This is a genomic window from Parabacteroides sp. AT13 (genome assembly GCF_002272965.1).
In the GTDB taxonomy this organism is placed as follows: Bacteria; Bacteroidota; Bacteroidia; order Bacteroidales; family Tannerellaceae; genus Parabacteroides; species Parabacteroides distasonis.
Genome location: NZ_NQMH01000002.1, coordinates 1,399,383 through 1,419,985, shown reverse-complemented (window position 1 = coordinate 1,419,985; position 20,603 = coordinate 1,399,383). Strand labels below are relative to the sequence as shown.

The 20,603-nt window shown below is 46.5% G+C and carries 15 protein-coding genes; 8 read left to right on the top strand and 7 right to left on the bottom strand.

Translation table 11 applies throughout. The annotated features are described in order from the left end of the window. Positions 1 to 19: 19 nt before the first annotated feature. The 6 genes from CI959_RS20200 to CI959_RS20180 all read left to right on the top strand — a co-directional run bounded on the left by CI959_RS20200 (position 20) and on the right by CI959_RS20180 (position 6,130). Positions 20 to 1,069: a bifunctional oligoribonuclease/PAP phosphatase NrnA gene (locus CI959_RS20200; RefSeq protein ID WP_005858152.1), complete on the top strand. Its 1,050-nt coding sequence runs from the start codon at positions 20 to 22 to the stop codon at positions 1,067 to 1,069. Positions 1,070 to 1,121: 52 nt separating this feature from the next. Continuing rightward, positions 1,122 to 1,694, top strand: a complete 573-nt coding sequence (locus tag CI959_RS20195; protein ID WP_005858151.1) for a DUF4827 family protein — start codon at positions 1,122 to 1,124, stop codon at positions 1,692 to 1,694. Beyond that, a complete protein-coding gene (gene glmM, locus CI959_RS20190) occupies positions 1,691 to 3,079 on the top strand; it encodes a phosphoglucosamine mutase (RefSeq protein ID WP_095231523.1) in 1,389 nt (462 codons plus the stop codon). The genes CI959_RS20195 and glmM overlap by 4 nt, the downstream gene beginning before the upstream one ends. A gap of 113 nt (positions 3,080 to 3,192) precedes the next feature. Further along, entirely contained in the window at positions 3,193 to 3,849 is a 657-nt protein-coding gene (locus tag CI959_RS21965) for a hypothetical protein (protein WP_230327279.1), read from the top strand. After that, positions 3,846 to 4,598 carry a DUF6377 domain-containing protein gene (locus CI959_RS21960; protein ID WP_255223128.1) on the top strand — a complete coding sequence of 251 codons (753 nt, stop codon included), beginning with the start codon at positions 3,846 to 3,848 and terminating at the stop codon, positions 4,596 to 4,598. Before CI959_RS21965 ends, CI959_RS21960 begins: the two co-directional genes overlap by 4 nt. Before the next feature lie 149 nt (positions 4,599 to 4,747). Then, positions 4,748 to 6,130 carry a DUF1080 domain-containing protein gene (locus tag CI959_RS20180; protein WP_057317008.1) on the top strand — a complete coding sequence of 461 codons (1,383 nt, stop codon included), beginning with the start codon at positions 4,748 to 4,750 and terminating at the stop codon, positions 6,128 to 6,130. Between the two features lie 342 nt (positions 6,131 to 6,472). Here CI959_RS20180 and CI959_RS20175 read toward each other — a convergent pair whose 3' ends face one another. Both CI959_RS20175 and CI959_RS20170 read right to left on the bottom strand, forming a co-directional pair. After that, positions 6,473 to 6,964: an NUDIX domain-containing protein gene (locus CI959_RS20175; protein ID WP_005866300.1), complete on the bottom strand. Its 492-nt coding sequence runs from the start codon at positions 6,962 to 6,964 to the stop codon at positions 6,473 to 6,475. Between the two features lie 3 nt (positions 6,965 to 6,967). Further along, a complete protein-coding gene (locus CI959_RS20170; RefSeq protein WP_005858139.1) occupies positions 6,968 to 9,061 on the bottom strand; it encodes a DNA topoisomerase 3 in 2,094 nt (697 codons plus the stop codon). A 188-nt stretch (positions 9,062 to 9,249) separates the two neighbouring features. Here CI959_RS20170 and CI959_RS20165 point away from each other — a divergent pair, with 188 nt between their 5' ends. Then, a complete protein-coding gene (locus tag CI959_RS20165) occupies positions 9,250 to 9,828 on the top strand; it encodes an RNA polymerase sigma-70 factor (protein ID WP_005858137.1) in 579 nt (192 codons plus the stop codon). A 14-nt stretch (positions 9,829 to 9,842) separates the two neighbouring features. Here CI959_RS20165 and CI959_RS20160 read toward each other — a convergent pair whose 3' ends face one another. The 5 genes from CI959_RS20160 to CI959_RS20140 all read right to left on the bottom strand — a co-directional run bounded on the left by CI959_RS20160 (position 9,843) and on the right by CI959_RS20140 (position 19,902). After that, complete coding sequence (locus tag CI959_RS20160; RefSeq protein ID WP_057317010.1) at positions 9,843 to 11,645, bottom strand: DUF5107 domain-containing protein; 1,803 nt, start codon at positions 11,643 to 11,645, stop codon at positions 9,843 to 9,845. A 23-nt stretch (positions 11,646 to 11,668) separates the two neighbouring features. Further along, positions 11,669 to 13,492, bottom strand: a complete 1,824-nt coding sequence (locus tag CI959_RS20155) for a DUF4091 domain-containing protein (RefSeq protein WP_057317011.1) — start codon at positions 13,490 to 13,492, stop codon at positions 11,669 to 11,671. A gap of 123 nt (positions 13,493 to 13,615) precedes the next feature. Further along, positions 13,616 to 15,262 (bottom strand): RagB/SusD family nutrient uptake outer membrane protein, encoded by a 1,647-nt coding sequence (locus tag CI959_RS20150; protein ID WP_057317012.1) that lies wholly within the window; start codon positions 15,260 to 15,262, stop codon positions 13,616 to 13,618. A 27-nt stretch (positions 15,263 to 15,289) separates the two neighbouring features. Then, on the bottom strand, positions 15,290 to 18,697 hold the full coding sequence (locus CI959_RS20145; RefSeq protein ID WP_057317013.1) for a TonB-dependent receptor: 3,408 nt from the start codon (positions 18,695 to 18,697) through the stop codon (positions 15,290 to 15,292). Between the two features lie 191 nt (positions 18,698 to 18,888). Continuing rightward, the gene (locus tag CI959_RS20140) at positions 18,889 to 19,902 is read right to left on the bottom strand and encodes a FecR family protein (protein WP_005858127.1); all 1,014 of its coding nucleotides are present in this window, start codon (positions 19,900 to 19,902) and stop codon (positions 18,889 to 18,891) included. 110 nt (positions 19,903 to 20,012) lie between these two features. Between CI959_RS20140 and CI959_RS20135 the strand changes: the two genes are divergently transcribed. Continuing rightward, positions 20,013 to 20,555, top strand: coding sequence for an RNA polymerase sigma-70 factor (locus CI959_RS20135; RefSeq protein WP_005858125.1), 543 nt, complete (start codon positions 20,013 to 20,015; stop codon positions 20,553 to 20,555). Positions 20,556 to 20,603: the final 48 nt, after the last annotated feature.

Here is a 20,603-nt window from a genome sequence, read left to right as displayed (position 1 = left end):
GTGAAAACAAAAAGATTATATGATCACTAAAATCATTCAAGAAGAGAAGATTCAGAAAGCCAAAAAATACGTAGAGAAAGGCGAGAGTTTTGTTATCGTGACGCATGTCTCACCAGACGGCGACGCATTAGGTTCATCCCTTGGTTTATATCATTTCCTATCCGCTTACGGTAAGGATAATGTAGCGGTAGTGGTACCGAATGCATTTCCCTCTTTTTATAGATGGATGCCGGGCGCTAAGGATGTCGTGATACATGAGAAATATCCGGATTTCGCCGAGAAATTGATCAAGGAAGCGGATGTTATTTTCTGCCTCGATTTCAATGAACCCAAACGTATCGAGAAACTGGCTCCGGCGGTGATCGCCTCAGAAGGCCGCAAGGTGATGATCGATCATCATCTGAACCCCGCAGATTTTTGTCGTGTGACGATGTCGTATCCGGAGATGTCTTCTACCAGTGAGATGATCTTCCGTTTTATTTGTCGTATGGGGATGTTCGATTTATTGAATCGGGATGCCGCCGCTTGTATCTATACGGGTATGATGACGGATACGGGATCGTTCACCTATAATTCGAATAAACCGGAGATTTATACGATCGTCAGCGAATTGATCAAGAAGGGGATTGATAAGGATTTGATCTATCGTAAGGTGAATCAGGTCTATTCCGAGTGCCGTTTACGTATGATGGGATATGTGTTGTATGAGAAGATGAGGGTTTATCCGGAACAACAGGCGGCTCTTATCACGTTATCGAAAGAGGAACTGGATCGTTTTCAGTACCAGGCAGGAGATACGGAAGGCTTCGTGAACTTGCCGCTAAGCATAGAGAACGTAAGCTTTAGTGTCTTTATTCGTGAGGACAGCGATTATATAAAGGTATCGCTTCGCTCTGTGGGCGATTTCCCTTGCAACCAGTTTGCCTCTACTTATTTCAACGGGGGTGGACATAAAAATGCGTCCGGAGGTGAGTTCTATGGCTCTTTATCTGAGGCCGTAGCCGTGTTTGAGAAAGGTTTACAGGAATTTAATCCTAATAAATCAGAAGATTTAGGCAAACATGCGTAAGGTTTGACGAAGATTATTTACATTTGCGATTCATTCAATTAAAGACTAACAAATGAAGAAAGGTTTTAATATCCTGTTGATTCTGTGTGCCGCATTAGTTGCTATCTCTTGTAGCAAGACAAAGTCGTACACGGATATGTTGAAAGATGAGAAAAAGGCAATCGAGCGTTTTATCGATGATAAGGGCCTTGAGATCTTAGATGATTTTCCTGCTGATAGCGTATTTAAGGAAAATCAGTTTGTGCTCTTGGATAATGGTGTCTATTTGAATATTATTGATAAGGGAAGCGATCAGAGAGCGGTGCAATATAAGACGAAAATGTTGTACCGTTGTAAGATGAGTTACTTCATGGATTCTACCATTGTCGCTATTGAGAACTATGGCCCGCATAGTAATGGAACTTCTCCTATCGCTTTTACATATGGGGATTATTCGAAGAATTCACCTTATGATCCCTCTTATTATTATGTAAGTGAGGGAATGCAAGAGCCTTTGAAGTATGTTGGAGATCGGGCTAAAGTGAAAATGATAGTGCCTTTCAAAAGAGGAGCCTATAATGATCAATCAAACGGTCAACCTGTATATTACGAAATTCTAGAATATATATTTGAAGAAAACTTATGACACTAATTAAATCTATTTCCGGTATTCGCGGTACAATAGGCGGTAGCCCGGAAGACGGATTGAATCCGTTAGCTATTGTTAAGTTTGTAGCCGCTTATGCTACATTCATCCGAAAAAACACAAAAGTGGAGACCAATAAGATCGTTGTAGGGCGTGACGCACGTATCTCCGGTCCGATGGTTAAACAAGTCGTCCTAGGAACGCTTACCGGTATGGGATTTGATGTGGTGGATATCGATCTGGCCACGACTCCTACTACCGAATTGGCCGTAGCTATGGAAGGGGCTTGCGGAGGTATTATCCTTACCGCCAGTCATAATCCGAAGCAATGGAATGCCTTGAAGCTTTTGAATGAGAAAGGTGAGTTCTTGAATGCCGCTGAAGGGGCTGAGGTATTACGCATAGCTGCCGCCGAGGACTTCGAGTTCGCCGACGTGGATCATTTGGGCAAGGTAATCCCGAATGCGACTTATAAGCAAAAACATATTGAGAGTGTCTTGAATCTGGATCTCGTGGACGTGGAGGCTATTAAGGCCGCTAATTTCCGTGTAACTATCGATTGCGTGAACTCCGTAGGCGGTATCGTGATCCCTGATTTATTATATGCGTTGGGCGTGAAGGAAATCTTCAAGCTGCATTGCGCTCCTCATGGAAACTTCTCTCATAATCCGGAACCCATTCCGGAAAACTTGACAGAGATCTCCGATTTGATGGGACATGCGAAAGCGGATGTCGGTTTCGTAGTAGATCCGGACGTAGACCGTTTGGCGATTATCTGCGAGAATGGCGAGATGTTCAACGAGGAATACACCTTGGTCGCTGTCAGTGATTACGTATTAAGCCATACTCCGGGTAATACGGTAAGTAACCTGAGCTCCAGCCGTGCGCTTCGTGACGTTACCCGTGCTCATGGCTGCGAATATAATGCCGCCGCTGTAGGCGAGGTAAATGTGGTTACCAAGATGAAGGCTACGAATGCCGTGATCGGTGGTGAGGGCAACGGTGGAGTGATCTATCCGGCCAGCCATTACGGACGCGACGCTTTGGTAGGTATCGCCTTGTTCCTGACTCATCTGGCAAAGAAGAAGATGAAGACGAGCGAGTTGAAGGCTTCTTATCCTCCGTATTTTATCTCCAAGCAAAAAGTCCAGTTAACGCCGGAGATCGACGTGGACGCTATCTTAGCGAAAGTAAAAGAGAAGTTCTCTCAATATGATATTACGGATATCGACGGAGTGAAGATCGATTTCCCGGATAAATGGGTTCATTTGCGTAAAAGCAATACGGAACCGATCATCCGTATCTACTCTGAGGCCCATACGATGGAGGAAGCCGAGGAATTAGGCGGTCAATTAATACAGATCATCAACGAGATGTGTAAATAACACCCTTTCGGGGCGTTTTAAAATATTGGGTTCAGTCTTCAGCCGAGGTAAGCTATTTATACTCTGTTGATTTGACTGAACCCTTTTCTTTTGGATAATTCTCAGTTCGTGTAATGAATAAACTAATAAAGGTAATCTTATTTCTAATTGTCGGGATGGTTCAGGTCTTCGCATGGGGAGGGCTGAGAGGGGACACGTTGGCCAAGGAGTTGGATGAAGCTGTTTTGAATAGATCTTTTTATCTGCAGCAACGGGAGCAACGGATCACGCAGCTAAAGGACATGTTTCTCTTGAGCAAGATATCGTTGTGGCAGGAATATGAGATCAACCACCAATTATACGAGGAATTCAAGAAAATACAACAAGACTCGGCCATCTATTACATAAAGCGGAATATGGAGATAGCGTCATTTATGAAGGATACGGTGCGCATTTATACTTCCCGCTTACGACTGGCTACGCTCTATGCTTTCTCCGGGATGTACCGTGAGTCGGAAGGTCTGTTGCGAAGCATAGACCGTGAGTTGCTGTCTAAAGAGCAGAAACAGGATTTCTATGAGGCTTATTATTCGTTTTTCTCTTATTACAGTACGAATCTGGATTCTTTTGAATATAGGAAACAACTTGATTTATACAAGGATTCGTTATTGTCTGTCTTAGATACGGCCTCTTATCGGTATAAGATAAATCTGGCGCAGAAATATCTGGCTCACGGACAGGCGAGGTCTGCGGAGAAGGTGCCGTTACTTGCAATATACAGTTCCGCATGAATGAGATCTCTAAATTCTATCCTATCATTAATGCTTCCTATCAGACACGGGAAGCTCAGGGCAAAAGGCAATTGATGACTTATTTCTTGTTGATCAGCCTATTGACGCTCTTTCTGATCCTTTCTCTTGCCTATGTGTATAGGCAGATGCGGAAGATCTCAGCGATACGAGAAGAGTTGGTTAATACCAATGCCTGTTTGGTAAAGTTGAATGGAGAGATAAGCGAGACGAATAATTTATTGCAAGAGCGAAATATACAGCTATCGGAGTCAAACCATATCAAAGAGGAATACATCGTTCATTTCCTCGATCTCTGCTCCACCTATATTAATAAACTGGAGGATTACCAGAAATCGCTACAGAAAAAGGCGATGAATAAACAGTTGGACGAGTTATTCAAGATGCTCCGTTCGACCCGTATGGTGGAGAATGAGGTGGAAGCGCTTTATGTTAACTTCGATCGAATCTTTCTTGGATTATATCCTACGTTTGTCAGGGACTTCAACGCTTTGTTGCAGCCCGAGGAACGTATCGTCTTGAAATCGGAGGATCTGTTGAATAAGGAACTTCGTATATTCGCCTTGATGCGGTTGGGAGTTACGGACAGCGTAAGGATAGCCGCTTTTCTTCGTTGTTCGTTGAGTACGATCTATAACTACCGGACCAAGGTACGTAATAAGGCGTTAGTGCCTCGTGATGAGTTTGAAGGTTGGGTGATGAGGATCGGGGTTAACCGGAATCCGTTATAATCAATCTACATTTTTTAGGATAGTGATCTTTATTAACTGATTTGTATTTAATGGGATAGAGGATCGTACTGTCTACATTTTTATATCAATCTTCTTTTTGCTTCTTATTCCCGGATACATTTGCGGCATAATTTTTAAAAAGAGATGCCATGAAGATTAAATTAATGATTGCCGTCGTGATCGCCTGTTTGGTGTTCACGGGATTTACGAAAGAGAACGTATCCGATACGGTCGATCACAACGCATGGAAGACATCCGGCGTCGTGGTCATACAAAATGATGTTCTTACGTTGGCCGGTTCCAACGCCCGTGCTTTGTTGAACGATGGCAAAGGCTATACGAACTTCGAGTTAGATATGGATGTACGTACCACGACCGGTGGCAAAGGTTATATTGGTATCCATACGGACGCTACGGATCGTAAAGGATACCGTATCGCCTTGAACAACGATCGGGAAGATCCGGTTTGGTGGCGGATGACGGGTAGCTTGGTGTCAGTCCGGAACCTGACGAAGAGTTTCGTGAAAGAGAACGAATGGTTCAAGATGAATATCCGGGTAGAAGGACGGCTTATCCGGGTGCGGATTAATGGTGAGACTGTCGTAGAATATATAGAGCCTTCCAAACCTTTCCGTTTGAAGGAGAACGCTAAAGCATTGTTATCCCAAGGTACTATCTCGCTGGTGGGTACGGGACGTGGAAATCTTCAGTTTAAGAATATCTCGTTAGAGGCGTTTAGCGCGAAAGGAATAGACATTCCCGCTCAATGGGCGAATGCCGTGGATGAGCAGACGGACGAGATTATTCGTTTGCATCAAGAGGACTTCCCCGTGCTTGATTATCATGTTCATTTAAAAGGTGGATTGACGAAGGAAGTAGCCGCACGGCAGTCACGCCAGACGGGTGTTAATTATGGCTTGGCTATCAATTGTGGCATCGGCTTCTCGATCACGAACGATACGGAGTTGTATAATTATCTGGATACCATGCGTACCCAACCCTTTATCTTGGCTATGCAAGCGGAAGGACGTGAGTGGGTAACAACCTTTTCGGAGGCGGCCCGCAACAGCTTTGACTATGTGTTTACCGATGCCATGACGTTTCTGGATCATAAGGGGCGGCGTACGCACCTATGGGTAAACAAGGAAGTGATTATCGACGATGAGCAGGCATATATGGATATGATGTTGGACCGTATCTGTTCTGTCTTGGAAGAGCCGGTCGATATGTACGTGAATTCCTGTTTCCTTCCCGATGCGATGAGTGACCGATATGATATGTTTTGGACAGAAGAGCGTATCGACCGTTTCGTGAATGCCTTGGCAAAAAGTGGAAAGGCTTTGGAGATAAACGAGCTTTATCATATTCCGAATAAAGCGATCATTCAGAAAGCGAAAGCCGCGGGTGTAAAGTTCACGTTCGGTTCCAACAATATCACGCCGGAGGTAGGAACGCTCGATTATTGTATCCGTATGAAAAAGGAATGCGGTTTGACAGCGCAAGATATGTATAAACCACACATTAATATATAAGATTAGTTTTAAGGTCTGAACAAACATTAGATTTAAGGTAGAGGTATTAGTGCTTTAGGCAAAGATTGTTAGGTTTCGAGGTAAGATACATATGGGGTTACAGCTATAATATAATAGGTCGATTACTATAGGACAAAACATTTTATTTACTATATATAAAGATAATCATATATAGTTACATTCTACAAAGCACGGCGTGAACCGTACAGACCACAGCATGATTTGTATAATTCACGTCGTGGTCTGTACGGTTCACGCCGTAGTTTGTAGAATGTAACTGTATCTTACGAAGAATGAACAGGCTCTTGAATAACTATTTTAGCTGAAGTGTAGCGTTTTATCTTATAGGAAAATAGCGGTGAATTCCTTTTCGAAATTCGGGGTGAATGCGCCTTTCCCCAGATTCTCTTTGATCTCCTCGATCGGCCAGAAACGTCCTCCGTCCAGTTCCTCGGGATCGGGGGTGATGGGGCCATCGTAAGTGGTCCGGAAGCTGTTTACCAATTCCTTCTCTATGGAAGACTCGAATATATAACGTTTGATGAAGACAGGCGTAAAATCAGTAATGCCCAATTCCTCACGAACCTCACGGCGCAGGGCCTCTTCCACGCTTTCTCCATAATCAATATGCCCACCTACGGCCGTGTCCCACTTTCCCGGTTGTATATCCTTGTTCATGGAACGTTTTTGGAGATATAGATCTCCATCCTTATTAAAGATATGTAAATGGATTACGGGATGTAGCAACTTACTTCCGCTATGACATTCCTTGCGAGTAGCCTTTCCGATCGTCTCACCCTCCTCGTTTACCAGAGGAAACCATTCTGTTCTCATATTTTAAATAGACTTTAATTTACTGATAACCGTACCTAACTCCTCATCCGTTAAATTATTTCCATACGTAGCGTAATCCAAGCGGAACGTACATCCATTCTTGTATTCAGAGCAGCCATAAGCGGTTTTGCCCCGGAGGATAGAGCCTTTGTGACAGATGGGGCAAACGGGCTTATCCGTTGATGGAAGCTCCAATTCGGGAGTAGCCTCTGCTTTCTCTTTCTTGGCACGAGGCTTACGAGGTTTCTTTTCCTTTTTCTCCTTGGGTTCGTCTTTGGGAGTTTCTTTAGCTGCTTTAGACGTATCCTCAATCGTAATCGTTCGCCGGGTTTGGTCGGAAAGGACGTTTATGACGACCTCGTTTACCATCTGCTTCAACTCATCCAGAAAAGTACGGGCCTCATAAGTCCCTCGTTCAATCTGGCGTAGTTTCTTTTCCCAAAGCCCCGTCAACTCTGCGCTTTTCAGCAGTTCCTCATGGATCGTGCCGATCAATTCCGCGCCGGTAGCGGTGGGATAAAGATTCTTACGTTCCTTTCGTATATAATTACGCTTAAATAAAGTCTCGATGATCGCCGCACGGGTAGAAGGACGGCCGATGCCGTTTTCCTTTAAGGCATCCCGCAGCTCGTCATTATCCACTAATTTACCGGCGGTTTCCATCGCCCGCAATAAAGTAGCTTCTGTATAAGGTTTCGGAGGCTGGGTCCAAGTCTCTTTCAAGATCGGTTTATGCGGGCCGCTTTCTCCTTTCACGAAATCGGGTAATACGCCTTCTTCCTCGGTAGGTTCAGCCTCCGGATCTTTCTGCTCGGCTCCGAATACGACACGCCAACCCGGTTTGAGGATTTGCTTTCCGGTTACCTTGAATTCCACCTTATCCACTTGACCCAAGACCGTAGTGGTCGATATCTCGCAATCCGGATAAAAGGCGGCGATAAAACGACGGGCTACCAAATCGTACACCTTCCGTTCCGTATCCGTAAGATTGCGGGCGGGGACTCCGGTAGGGATGATCGCATGGTGATCGGTAACCTTCGAGTTATCAAACACTTTCTTGCTCTTCGGCAATTTCTGATTCATCAAAGGAGCGGTAAGCTCCGTATAATCCACCAGCCCTTTCAAGGTATTGGGAACTTTCGGATAAATATCATCACTAAGGAAAGTCGTGTCGACACGCGGGTAGGTTGTCACCTTCTTCTCGTAGAGCGATTGGATCAGCTTTAGGGTATCGTCCGCCGTAAACGCGAATTTCTTATTACATTCCACCTGCAACGAGGTCAAGTCGAATAGGCGAGGGGCGAATTCCTTCCCTTTCTTCTCGGTGATACTGGTAACGGTAAAATCCTGTTCCTTTACCTTCTCCAGAAAAGCCTCACCTTCCTCTTTCTTCGTGAACTTACCTTTCGTGGCGGAGAAAGTCGTATTCCTGTAAATGGTCTTTAATTCCCAATAGGGTTCCGGTTTGAAATTGTCGATCTCGGCTTGCCGGTTTACGATCAAGGCGAGCGTCGGGGTTTGCACACGGCCGATCGATAATACCTGCCGGTTCTGCCCGTAGCGCAAGGTATAAAGGCGGGTGGCGTTCATCCCCAGCAACCAGTCACCGATGGCACGGGATAGCCCGGCCTCATATAACTTATTGAATTCCGTCTGTTCTTTTAGTTTTTGGAAACCTTCCCGAATCGCCTCCTCCGTAAGCGAGGAGATCCAAAGGCGGTAGACCGGGCATTTACAACCTGCCTTTTGCATGACCCAGCGTTGGATCAGCTCTCCCTCTTGGCCGGCATCACCGCAGTTAATGACCATCTCGGCATTTTGCATCAGGCTCTCGATTACCTTGAATTGTTGCTCATACGTAGGATTCTCGATTAGTTTGATACCGAACCGGGGAGGGATCATAGGTAGTGACCCCAGACTCCAGCGTTTCCAGTTCTCCGCGTATTCATGCGGTTCTTTCAGGGTACACAAATGCCCGAATGTCCAAGTTACCTGATATCCGTTTCCTTCGATATACCCATTCATTCGTTGGGTTGCCCCTAATACTTCCGCGATTTCCCGGGCCACACTCGGCTTTTCGGCGATACAAACTTTCATCAATACATCATCCTTTCTTAAATGAACAGACAAAAATACATGATTATTTCCGAATGAGCAAAGATGTTTGTTATCGTGAGTTTATAAAGCTGTATGATGGAGTTGCTGATTTTGGTTCAATTTGTTTTTACCTTTGGGAATTTTGCATACATTTGAACCTATGTAATCGAAGTGGGAGAATAAGTCGAATGGCAGACATTGATTCAGAGAAAGAAAGAAGGCTTGTGGCGGACTTGCTAGAAGGGGACGAGTCGGCCTTTTGTGAATTATATGCCCTGTATAAGGACCGCTTGATGTGGTTTTCCTTGAAATTCCTTAAATCCCGGGATATGGCGGAAGATGTTTTTCAGGATGCTTTCGCCTCTATTTGGCAGAATCGCCGTTTCTTGAACCCGAATGTACCTTTTGGCCCGTATGTGTATACGATCGTGAAAAATCGGATCTTAAACCTGTTGGCGGGACTGGATCGTGAGTTGGAGCTGAGGGATAAGATACGGTCCGCCTCATTGGATAGCACGAACGAGACGGAGGACTCGGTATTGGATACGGATTTAAACGCATTGTTGGATAAGGCGCTTGAAACGTTGACCCCACAACAAAAAAGGGTTTTTGATATGAGCCGTAAAGATATGAAATCCCATAAGGAGATAGCCGACAGTTTGGGTATCTCGGTATATACGGTACAACAACATATCTCTACGGCCTTGAAAGTGATCCGGGCGTTTCTGGCTAAATATGCGGAGACTTATATGAAGCTACTGCTCTAAAAACACACCTCCCTTTATTCATATTCCCGATAGGCACCGAACCGGGCTAAGCGATCCTCGCCGAGTTGTTCCGGTACAGGTTGCGGGGAGAGGCCCAAGCCTTCGTTGATCTGTTCCCAAAGTCCCGTACGGGTGTAAGTTTGATGCACTTTCTGGAAATGGGTGGATAGTAATAAATCCTTGGCTTCTTGATATTGCTTCTTATCAATCAGTAGCTGTACCTTTCGCTCGACCACCCATTCATCAGAGGACGCGTTTATCTTATCCAACCATTTTTCCCGTTCCGGTAAAGCCTCTGTTCCAAACTTCTTTAATACTTTATCCCGCTCGATAACCAACTGGGGATGTAGGTTCAACCACGAGGTCTCGGGGATAGCGGCGTAAGTATCTCTCGCCTTTTCCCACGCCTGCCGACGAACATATAGCCTTGCCAATAAAGCTTTCGCCAGATCGATATCCGGAATGGATAGTTGTTCGATCGCCTCCTCTACACGTTCTCTTCCAGCCAACCAAGTCCCATAGTGGAATTGCCAATAATCCCGTTCCGGCCGGGGAGATATTTGGATCGCCCAACGAAAAGCATCGTCCAGATCTTCCATGCCGGATGGAGCCCACTGCCCGTCTTCCGGATAGGGGGCGGCGGGAAGCGTGGACTTATTCTTATAGGCATCGGCTAAGGCGATCCAGATGGAAGATTCATTCTTCCGGGCCCAGTCGAATAGCGGGATGCGATCGATCGGGCGAAGCCTTAATGCCGGAACCTTTAAGGAATAGATATCCAAAGGATGATCTGTCGGTATCCAATATTCTACGTGATTCTTTTTCTCGCCGGGATGCAATTCGAGCTTGATAGATTGGTCGCTGATCGGGCCACCTTGGATTTCTACGTAAGGCTGCCGGTCGGGGGTACTGAGCATAGACCATTCCTTGTCGCCGGCTACGCCATAACTCCATAGCTTGATACCGGGCGTACTGGATTCGTCGGCGATGTGGTAGAGGCCGCTACCCAAGGAGGGGGTGTAAGCCCCGAAAGCGTTCACGTCTTTCGTCTTCCAGAAGTAGCCGGTCATCTCTTTGATATCCCGTTCATGATGGGTTCCTTCCGTTTTCCAGTCGATCGTATCCAACGTGGAGGCATGGGATAATACGGTTCCGTTCGGGAAATCGTATTGGGTATCCGGTGCGCAAGGAAGGGCGGCGTTGGACCATGACATCCATGGATAGGCTTGCTTTCCCGGGTTGTAGTAAACAACCCTTTGGGTAAGGCACTCGTCCTTATCTCCTAAGGAATATTCTACAGACCATTGCATACCGTAATGAGATTCCCGTTCTCCGCATGTTACATATGTGCGGTCTCCCGTATGATCGATCTGATAAAGCACCGGCTCATTTTGCGTGGGAGAGTGGGAGATCGGGAAACTGACCTCGATCCCCCCGGCCACGAAATAGAAGCGGGGTAATATCCGTGTGTATTTGATTACGTCCGGCCTGTACAAGACCTCCTTGCCGCTCTCCTTGTGAGTGAGGGATATTACTTTCCCGCAAAGATCGGGGCAGATGATAGCCTTGACTTTCTCGTTCTCTAGCGAGATCATCCGGTACCTTTTAGGCACCGGACGATTTGAGGTCTCGCTATAACTCATATAAGGATATACGCCATTCGGGTCTAGGGCGGTCGGCAACGGACCGGTGGGCGTCAATACATGCGTCAGCTGTATCTGGTCGAACTCCTCGCAAACAACACCTGTTGTCTGCGAGAAAGCTGTTCCTACGGCTACGCTTGCCATGAGTGATAGGATTAAACGATATGCTTTCATGTCTTTCCTGCTATATAAGCCCATTATTTCGCCAATAGATCGGACAGTTGACGGATGATGAGGTTACCCTTACGTACATCCGCCGAGATCTTGTTCTCGTCGAACTCTTTCTCTTTCGGGAAGATAGACAAATGTTGGTCTAGCTGCTTCAATAAGCCTTGAGCTTGGGCGTTACCCGATTGGGCGGTCAGTTCCCGTAAGATACGGACCTTCTCGAAATCCACGATACCTTCTCTCATCTTCTCGAAGCGGATGCAACTTTTGCCTCCCGGATATACCATATAGCAGTCGCCTGCTGCCCAAGAGCCATGACGTGCGTCGCGATCGGCATCTTCCGGCCAAGCGTCGTAAGCCCAACGCAGGAAGCCGTCGTACCCGTACGCCATTACGTACCAACTGATCCAACGCCCCTCGATGGGAGGAGAGAACACGAAATTGTTCGGGATCGGCGGGTTACAGCATACGTATACGGTGGACGTGCGTCCGGTGGCGGCCCGTGCCTTTTGCTCGGCGATGGTAGGTTCCTCCCCGTAGAGGAAAGAATAATCGTCCAGCAGTCCGTCCAATTCCTTATGCCAATTGCCGGCGTAAGTGATCTTCCAGCATTTATCATGGTTACGCACGACATGGATAGCCGCTAAGGTCTCTTCCATCGGATTCTCGTTGATTCCGATATAGGTGATGTCCAACCAGCTTTTAGCTTCCAGATGGAACTTGAAATCCGTGAGGAAGATATTCCACATCTTCTTGAATTCCTCCGAGCTTGGCGCCCAGTTGATATAAGAATAATCGCCTGTAGCCTCGTCCTTATAGCGGTGACGGAATCCCCAAGGAATCGGGGTGTAGAGGGTGATTGCCTCGTCGATGCCACATTCCATCGCTAATTCTACGTACTCGTCGAAGATCTTGTAGTCGAAGGCCCATGTGCCGTCTGCTTTCTTGATCCACTCGATCATACCCCCCTCGATCATATAGGAGTTATCGGACCAAGGAGAATGTACTCCATAAGTCGTGATGTAGGTACCACCTGCGTCGGCATAATGCTTCAAATGCTGCTTGAGAAGCATCTTATGTTCTGGTGACCAAGGTTCCACGTGATTGTACCATGCCACGGCCCATGGGTTCTGCCATAGGTCCAGACGGTATTTCCAGTCTTTCGGATAGGGGAGCAACTGGTTTTGCACCACGATCTCCAGATTCAATAGTTGAGGAGCCTTGCCTTTCGCCCGTACCTCCACTTTGCCTTTATACGTACCGGGAGCGGTTCCTCTCGGCACATCCACCATCATCCATACCGGACGGGTGGTTTGGGAAGGGAGATCGAAGCGGTCCAGCGTCTCGAAACGGTCTGGCATCAAGAAGCCGGATTTGTAGGGAGATTCCCCGCAGATGGCTTTTTTCTCGGCATACGGATAATTGGACAATACGTAACGCACCAACTCGAAGGTAATCCGGTCTTTCGGGATGATGTTTCCCTCGGCGCTCCTCAAGTCTTGCGTAGAGACACGTACTTGTTCCAACGCTTCTGACGACCATACCAATATCTGGGCATTCGCTCTTTCCCCCCTCCAAACGGTCGTAGAGTAGGAAGATGATAAATCGTTGTCATGGTTTACGGGTACTTCTTTCCGGAAATAAAGCCGGTCGGTCGATCCGAAGGCGGAATGGATACCCGCCTGATTGCTCCAAGCGGGTTCATTCACGCAAAAATCAAATGTTAACTCCGGGTCATAGTGGTGACTCCGTACAGGGACAAACGTGGAATCCATCTGCCCCGGATACACTTGGCCTAGACTGATATGAGAATAAATAAAAAAACTAGCTACCGCTAAAAAGTATTTCTTCATGCTATAAAAATTTAAGATAATTCATATTTAAATGGGATTCCCCTCCCAGATAGGTAGGCCCTCCCTTCTCGTATAGGTTGGGCCTACCCTCATATATATAGTCGCTTATTCTTGGAAAAACCCTTACCAACCCGGGTTCTGTTCCAAGGTTCCTTTCGACAATTGTACCTGTTGCAAAGGGATCGGGGATAGCCAATGCTTCGGTGTCTGGAACTTGCGGGCGGACGCAGGTTGGGCGATGATAAAGCCTTCGCTATCCACCTGTATATCCTGTCCGATCACCAACTCCGGGAATTTCTGTTGATACTCCGTACCCACGAATTTCACGCCACGGATCGCAAGGGGAAGAACTGTTTCTGCCGTGCCCCAACGACGTAGGTCATCCCGACGGTATCCTTCGAATGCCAGTTCCACGGTTCTCTCACGCCGGATCTCTTCCTGCATATTCAGTCCGTTCGTCGCTACAAACGCATTGGTCAAGCGAGGCATATTCGCCCGGTTTCGCAGGTCATTAATGGTCAGGTCTAATTGCTCGTCCGTGATCTGTCCGTTCTTCTCGTATAAAGCCTCGGCCAATATTAATAGGACCTCTCCGTAACGGAATTCCTTGAAATCGTATTCCCCGATGAATTGTACGGCATCCAGCGTTTCATCCATAAACTTGCGGATCATGTATCCGGTCCGGGTGGAATTGTTACCGATGAATCCCGGCTCTACGGTTGCCCATCCGCCCCCTTCCGAGAATATCTCGCTACCGGGTACGACAAACGTTTGCGCCATCCGGGAATCCCGGTTCTCAAATTCGCTTGTCTGGGTTTGGAATCCTTTGAACAACTTGGATTTATCAATAGGTAAACCATCGGTACAAAGGTATACGTCCGCAAGGTTCTTTGTCGGTACCATGGCACCTAATAATAGTTCCCGGGTCCAGTTATGAGTCGCTCTCAATTTGTAATACCGTCTAGCCAACAAGACTTCCTTGCTGTCGTCGCCTTCTAGGATATGAAGATATTTGTAACTGAGTTCTCCTTTCTCGCGATATAGTTCATACTCCTTGGAATCGACAATGGCTTGGGCCGCTTGGATAGCTAGGTCGAGGTATTTGCCTGCGTCCGCCATCCCGTGGTATTTTTGCCAAGTACCTTCGAACAAGGCCGCACGGGCCTTGAGAGCTAATGCCGCCCCTTGCGTGGTACGTCCTAATTCCTCAGCGGTCAGTCCGCTTTGCTTCGGAAGGAGAGGAATGGCCTTATCCAAGTCCTCGATAATAAAATCGATGATCTCCTGTTGGCTGGAACGAGGTGTGTAAAGTTCCTCCGAGGAGGTATTTAACGGGATGTCTATCTTGGGTACTCCTCCATAAGTTTTCACCAATTTCCAATAGTTGTAGGCACGGAAGAAATGCGCTTCTGCTTTCCAACGTCCGATCTCTTCGTCCGACAAACCGGATTCCTCCGCTTTCTTAAGCAAATAAGAGGTAGATTGGACAAATTTCCATGGGTTGTCCCAATCATCCGAGTTGACCGGGGCCAGATAGGAACCGTCGCTGACATCGTTCGTGCCGGAACCAAAGGCGATATCCGAGTTCATGTTTATATATTGGGAGACCTCTTGGAGCCCAAAATAGAAATCGTTGGCGGCCAATTCAAAGTCGGCCGGCTTTTGCCAGAATACAGCGTCCGACACTTGATCCATTGGCATTTTATCCAGCTCACAACTGAATAGTCCTAAGGTGGCGGATAACGTGATAATTATATTGAATCGTTTCATAATATTCGTTTTATTAAATAGAAAACCTTAGAAAGTCAAGTCGATACCAAATGAGTAGTAACGTTGGAACGGATAGTTGAAACCTCCGGTGTCAGACTCTGGGTCCCAACCGCCTTTTACCCCGTGTATCTCGAATAAGTCTTGTCCGCTTACATAAAAACGGGTCCGCTCGATACCGATCTTCTGCAATAAGCTTTTCGGCAGGGTATATCCGATCTGGATGTTCTTTAGGCGTACGTAAGCGGCGTTGATCTTTTGCATCGTAGACGCTTGGTAGTTCCAATGCCTGATATCGCCGTGGGTCAGACGAGGATAATATGCGTCTTGACGATCCTCATTCCAGGTTTGCCCGTAATAGAACTGAGGCGGATATCTCCACCAGTCGCTCCAAGGCATGGAGAACTCACCTTCACGGAACAAGGTGCGTTTAGCGACTCCTTGGAAGAATACGCTGATATCAAAGTTGTTCCACTTGGCACCCAAGTTTAATCCGAATGTATATCGGGGAGTGGTTGAGCCGACATACTTAGCGTCGCCGTCGTCCCCTTCCTTATCACCGTAAGTGGAGATTTTCCCATCGCCGTTCAGATCCTTGAATTTGGCATCGCCGATACCGATATTAGAGGGTACGCCTTCCAGCTTCTTGTAAGCGTCCAGATCCGCTTGGTCCTTGACTACGCCATCATATACATAGGCGAAATAGGAGTTGATGGGATATCCTTCTCTCGTCTTGTTCAAGCCTAGCTCATAAGTGTCCGAGCCTCCGTATTCCACGAGTTTGTTCTTAGCGTCGCTCAATTGGAATTGTGCGGAATATTCGACATTACCGATTTTGTCCGTCCAGTTTAAGGTAAGCTCGAAGCCATTCGTACGCAATTTGCCCGAGTTCGTATCCGGGGGAGTTGCCCCTAGCATACTGGGATAAGTTACGGGGATCAACATATTATTGTTCATCTTCACGAAGTAGTCGAAAGAGAATCCTAAGCGGGAGTCTAAGAAAGCGGCATCAACACCTGCGTTGATATTCTCCAAGATCTCCCATGTGCGATTTACGCCGGCTAAGACATCCAGCCCCATCGCTTGTGTTTGTGAACCGCTGCCGAAAGGATAGGTCAATTTAGTTCCCCAACCGTCGTCCCTGAATTTTAGCAACTGGATATAATCGTATAGACGAATACCTTCTTGATTACCTGTTTGTCCGTAAGAAGCTCTTAGTTTCAATTCGTTGAATACCTTAGAGCTCTTTAGGAATTCCTCTTGAGAGATACGCCAGCTAGCGGATACGCCGGGGAACATTCTCCAACGGTTACCCGGGGCGAAGCGGGAGGAACCATCGTAGCGGAAGTTTGTCTCCAAGATATACTTATTCTTGAAGCTGTATCCGATACGGGCGAAAGCAGAGCTTGTCGCCCAATGTTCAGCTTTGGCGTCGTTCTTCATATTTCCGGTGCCACCAAGGTTGAGTTCCCATAATTCGTCTGTGATGAAATTATCTCGGCGTGCCATGAACATACGGACCTCTTCTGCCTCATAAGCCATACCTAACATGGCATCTAAATGATGATCCAGTCCGAAGTTCTTATTATAATTCAAGTAAGCCGTATAATTTTGATAGATGGTTTCCTCGGTCGTACGATCTACAGCGGATTGTTCGGGACTACCTGCTCCCGTATAATAATTGATGTCACCGTCCCATGTATAGAGCGGGATGGCTTTCGCTATATCCTCGTTATTCTTGTTTTTGTAGTTTAAGCCCACTTGAGCGTTAAACACGAGTCCGTCCGTGATATCGGCGATCAATCTAAAGTTACCGTTCATCTCCCGGGTATTGAACGTGGCGGTCTCGCTTTCCTTGGCCAGCGCTATCGCATTGCTCCAGCCTCCTTGCGTGAAGAACTCTCCGTTGGCGTTATAGATCGGGAAGTTCGGCATATCAAACATCGCCTCGCCGATCACCCAAGCGCCATTACTTCCTATGTCCGTACGTTTCTGGTTATCCAAAGATACCTTTGTCTCTAATTTTAGCCACTTTGCCAATCGATAATCATAATTCATACGCAGATTGTATTTGGTATTATTATCGTCTGCATATTTTACCACGCCAAATTGTTTGCTGTAGCCGGCGGATAGGTAATAGTTAGACTTCTCGCCTCCACCGGAGATTGTTAGGTTATGGCGATGTTGTACGCCATTGGTCAGTAACTCGTCCATCCAGTCCGTGTTCGTGAAAAAGAGCTTCCAGCCGGGTTGGGTGGGATGGTCGATAGGGTTCGGATCGTTCGCTAAGATGCGATCCAGAAGCTCTTGGGTATAGAGTGGGGCGGCACCGTTGTGTATGTTCGCCTCGTTATCCATAATCGCCATCTCATAATTTGTCGGGGCTTTCATGATTCCGGTCATTTTCGTGATCGCCAAGTTCCCGTTGTAAGTAAGTTTCGGTGCTCCGCTCTTCCCTTTCTTAGTCGTGATTAATACAACACCTCCGGCGGCACGGGAACCATATATGGAGGCTGAGGCATCTTTCAATACCGATATAGCCTCGATATCCTGCGGGTTGATCATATTCATATCCCCGGGGATTCCGTCGACCAAGACTAGCGGGGTATTCCCTCCGTTCGTGGAGGAGGCGCCACGCACGTTCAAGTCGAATTCCTCGTTACCCGGTTGTCCGGATGTTCGCTGAACGACCATACCGGGAATTTCTCCTTGCAAGGCGGACAGGACATTTGTAACCGGCTTAGAGTCGATTACCTCGGAGGATATTTTCGAGATCGCTCCGGAAAGATTGCTTCGTTTCTGTGTTCCGTAACCGATCACGACTACCTCATCAAGCTTCTGGGTGTCTTCCTTTAGCTGGATATTGAGGGTTTTGTTGTTGCCTACGGCCACTTCTTCCGATAAATAGCCGATGTAGGATATGAGTAGGATCGATTTACCGTTCGCCTCGATGCTGTACTGACCGTTCAGGTCGGTAACTGTACCATTTGACGTACCTTTTACCACGACATTCGCTCCGATGATCGGTTCGCCCCGTTCATCTGTAATGATACCGGTCACTTTTCGGTCTTGCGTCACCGGAACGGAGGCGTTGCCCGCGTTTCCGAGACTGACGGCTATCGTGTTATTCTCCCGCTTAAAATAAAGATTGGCTTGCCGGGTGATCTCGTTCAATACGCTGTTGACGGGAGCGTTTTTGAACTTTAGGTTAACCTGTACGTTCCGGTTCGCGATGGCTTCTCCATAGAAAAATTTTAATCCTGTCTGCTTCGACAAATCATCAAAGACTTTCTGTATGGGTTGGTTTTTGACTTGAATTGTTATTCTTTCTTTCTGATTTTCTTGCGCTTGCAGAGGTTCAGGGGAGCCTAACGCTAAAAAAACTAAAATAATAGAACAACACATCCAATTATTCCTAGTAATAGTTGGAAAGTTCATAATTTTGTATGTTTAAAGGTTGTTTTTATACACTTTTAAAAACAGTCCGATTTATGTAATCTCCAAGGGGGTCCAATCCAAGGGTGTACATATCGGGAAAGATAAAGGGAGATCGAAGGTCAGAGGTCGGTTTCCCTTTTTTATGTGGCTAAGCTTATGTCGTATCTTTCATGGGCAAATCGATTTTAAGGTTAATGACTCGTTTTATATAACACGATCCGACTTTCTTCTTTCCGGTATCGGATGCCGGTTGAATATTGAATTGCGTTCAGTACGGCTTCCAGACTTTTATTGTCGTGCTCGCCATAGATGTAATCGTCGAATACGACATTCGGATCGAGTACGATCTCTTGATTATACATCCGCTCCAAATCGTGTATAACGCTACTGATAGGTGTCCGGTTGAAATAAAGGCCGCCTTGCAGCCAAGCCGTTACTTTTTGGGCGTCCTCGTTCTTTTTAAGAATCTCTCCATTTGTGTTATTCACGATTATCTGCTCGTTCGGTAATAGGCGCATTACGCTTTCGGGCATATCCACCTCAACTTTTCCGGTCCGAACGCTGACGGCCATCAACTCATCCTCTTGATAGGCTTTTACGTTGAAAGAGGTTCCGAGTACTTTTACGTCGGCTTGCCGGGTACGGACGATGAAGGGCTTGCCCTCGTCTCTCATGACATTGAAAAAAGCTTCTCCTTCCATTTCTACCAAACGGATGTCAGAGGTAAATTCCGTTGGGTATCGCATGACGGTACCGGCGTTTAGATGAACGACCGTGCCATCGGGAAGGGTGACTTGCTTATGTTCGCCATGATTGACGCTTATTTCCGTTAGGAGATGGTCGCTGGCAGATGTATGCTGCTTCGCTGAATGATTTAGGTATAGTTTCGCTCCGAATCCGATGGAAACGATAATCGCTATGCTCGCCGCATACTTGATGAAAGTGGATAGGGAGATTCTTCTTTCTCTTTTACGTGTCTTATCCAACAGGTCTTGCGCCTCCTTCTTATAAAGCAGATGATTATGGGAATCGGATTGAGGTAAGTCTTGCGCCTCGTTCCAGACCCGGTCCATTTCGCTTTCTAATTCTGCTCGCTCGGTTATGGATGAGGCTAACTTCCGCAAGGTCTCTATATCGTTCCGTGTATAGAGTCCATTTACATATCGGATTAATAAATCGCTTATATATTTGTTTTGTTCTTCCATTATTTCTCGTGCTATATTAATAGTACAAAGAAGTCCGGGAGAACTGGGATATCATTAACTTTTATTAGTATATGATTTTATTATCTTCGCGAAACGATATGTGATGCTAAATGGAAGAGAGACAAATTATAAAGTCGTTGAAAGAAGGAGATAGGGAGGCTTTTTCGATGTTGTATAAACAATATTGGGAAAAGGTTTATCATTTCTGTGGGCTTTATTTGAATAATCGGGATGTAGCCGAGGATGTGGTACAAGAGGTGTTTATCAAGGTCTGGGAGTCGAGGGAATTCATCCGGGAGGATGATAACTTCAAGGGGCTTCTGTTTATCATCACCCGCAACTTGATCTTTAATCATCACCGGAAGAACGTGAACGAGGACTTTTATAAAATGACGGTCTTGTCCGCTATGGATACCTCCTACGATTTAGAGGAAGAGATCACCGCCTATAACTTGGGGGAGTATATCGATCATTTGATAGAGGAATTGCCGGAAAGACGCCGGGTTATCTTTAATCTAAGCCGGAAGGAGCATAAAAGCTATAAAGAGATAGCCTTCCAACTCAATATTTCCGAGAAGACCGTTGAGAACCAAATCAGCGAAGCCTTGAAGTTCTTGAAGAAAAATATCATGTTACTTATCTGGTTTATCTAGCGCTTTCCTAGGTCACGTATTTGTAGAGTCCGGAAGTGCCACTGCGTC

What these genes read in the sequence shown, in the direction of transcription:
- CI959_RS20170 (WP_005858139.1), bottom strand. Translation starts at nt 9,061, where the DNA reads ATGAAAGTTTGTATCGCCGAAAAGCCGAGTGTGGCCCGGGAAATCGCG.
- CI959_RS20155 (WP_057317011.1), bottom strand. Translation starts at nt 13,492, where the DNA reads ATGAAGAAATACTTTTTAGCGGTAGCTAGTTTTTTTATTTATTCTCAT.
- CI959_RS20175 (WP_005866300.1), bottom strand. Translation starts at nt 6,964, where the DNA reads ATGAGAACAGAATGGTTTCCTCTGGTAAACGAGGAGGGTGAGACGATC.
- CI959_RS20165 (WP_005858137.1), top strand. Translation starts at nt 9,250, where the DNA reads ATGGCAGACATTGATTCAGAGAAAGAAAGAAGGCTTGTGGCGGACTTG.
- CI959_RS20140 (WP_005858127.1), bottom strand. Translation starts at nt 19,902, where the DNA reads ATGGAAGAACAAAACAAATATATAAGCGATTTATTAATCCGATATGTA.
- CI959_RS20200 (WP_005858152.1), top strand. Translation starts at nt 20, where the DNA reads ATGATCACTAAAATCATTCAAGAAGAGAAGATTCAGAAAGCCAAAAAA.
- CI959_RS21960 (WP_255223128.1), top strand. Translation starts at nt 3,846, where the DNA reads ATGAATGAGATCTCTAAATTCTATCCTATCATTAATGCTTCCTATCAG.
- glmM (WP_095231523.1), top strand. Translation starts at nt 1,691, where the DNA reads ATGACACTAATTAAATCTATTTCCGGTATTCGCGGTACAATAGGCGGT.
- CI959_RS20195 (WP_005858151.1), top strand. Translation starts at nt 1,122, where the DNA reads ATGAAGAAAGGTTTTAATATCCTGTTGATTCTGTGTGCCGCATTAGTT.
- CI959_RS20150 (WP_057317012.1), bottom strand. Translation starts at nt 15,262, where the DNA reads ATGAAACGATTCAATATAATTATCACGTTATCCGCCACCTTAGGACTA.
- CI959_RS21965 (WP_230327279.1), top strand. Translation starts at nt 3,193, where the DNA reads ATGAATAAACTAATAAAGGTAATCTTATTTCTAATTGTCGGGATGGTT.
- CI959_RS20160 (WP_057317010.1), bottom strand. Translation starts at nt 11,645, where the DNA reads ATGAAAGCATATCGTTTAATCCTATCACTCATGGCAAGCGTAGCCGTA.
- CI959_RS20135 (WP_005858125.1), top strand. Translation starts at nt 20,013, where the DNA reads ATGGAAGAGAGACAAATTATAAAGTCGTTGAAAGAAGGAGATAGGGAG.
- CI959_RS20145 (WP_057317013.1), bottom strand. Translation starts at nt 18,697, where the DNA reads ATGAACTTTCCAACTATTACTAGGAATAATTGGATGTGTTGTTCTATT.
- CI959_RS20180 (WP_057317008.1), top strand. Translation starts at nt 4,748, where the DNA reads ATGAAGATTAAATTAATGATTGCCGTCGTGATCGCCTGTTTGGTGTTC.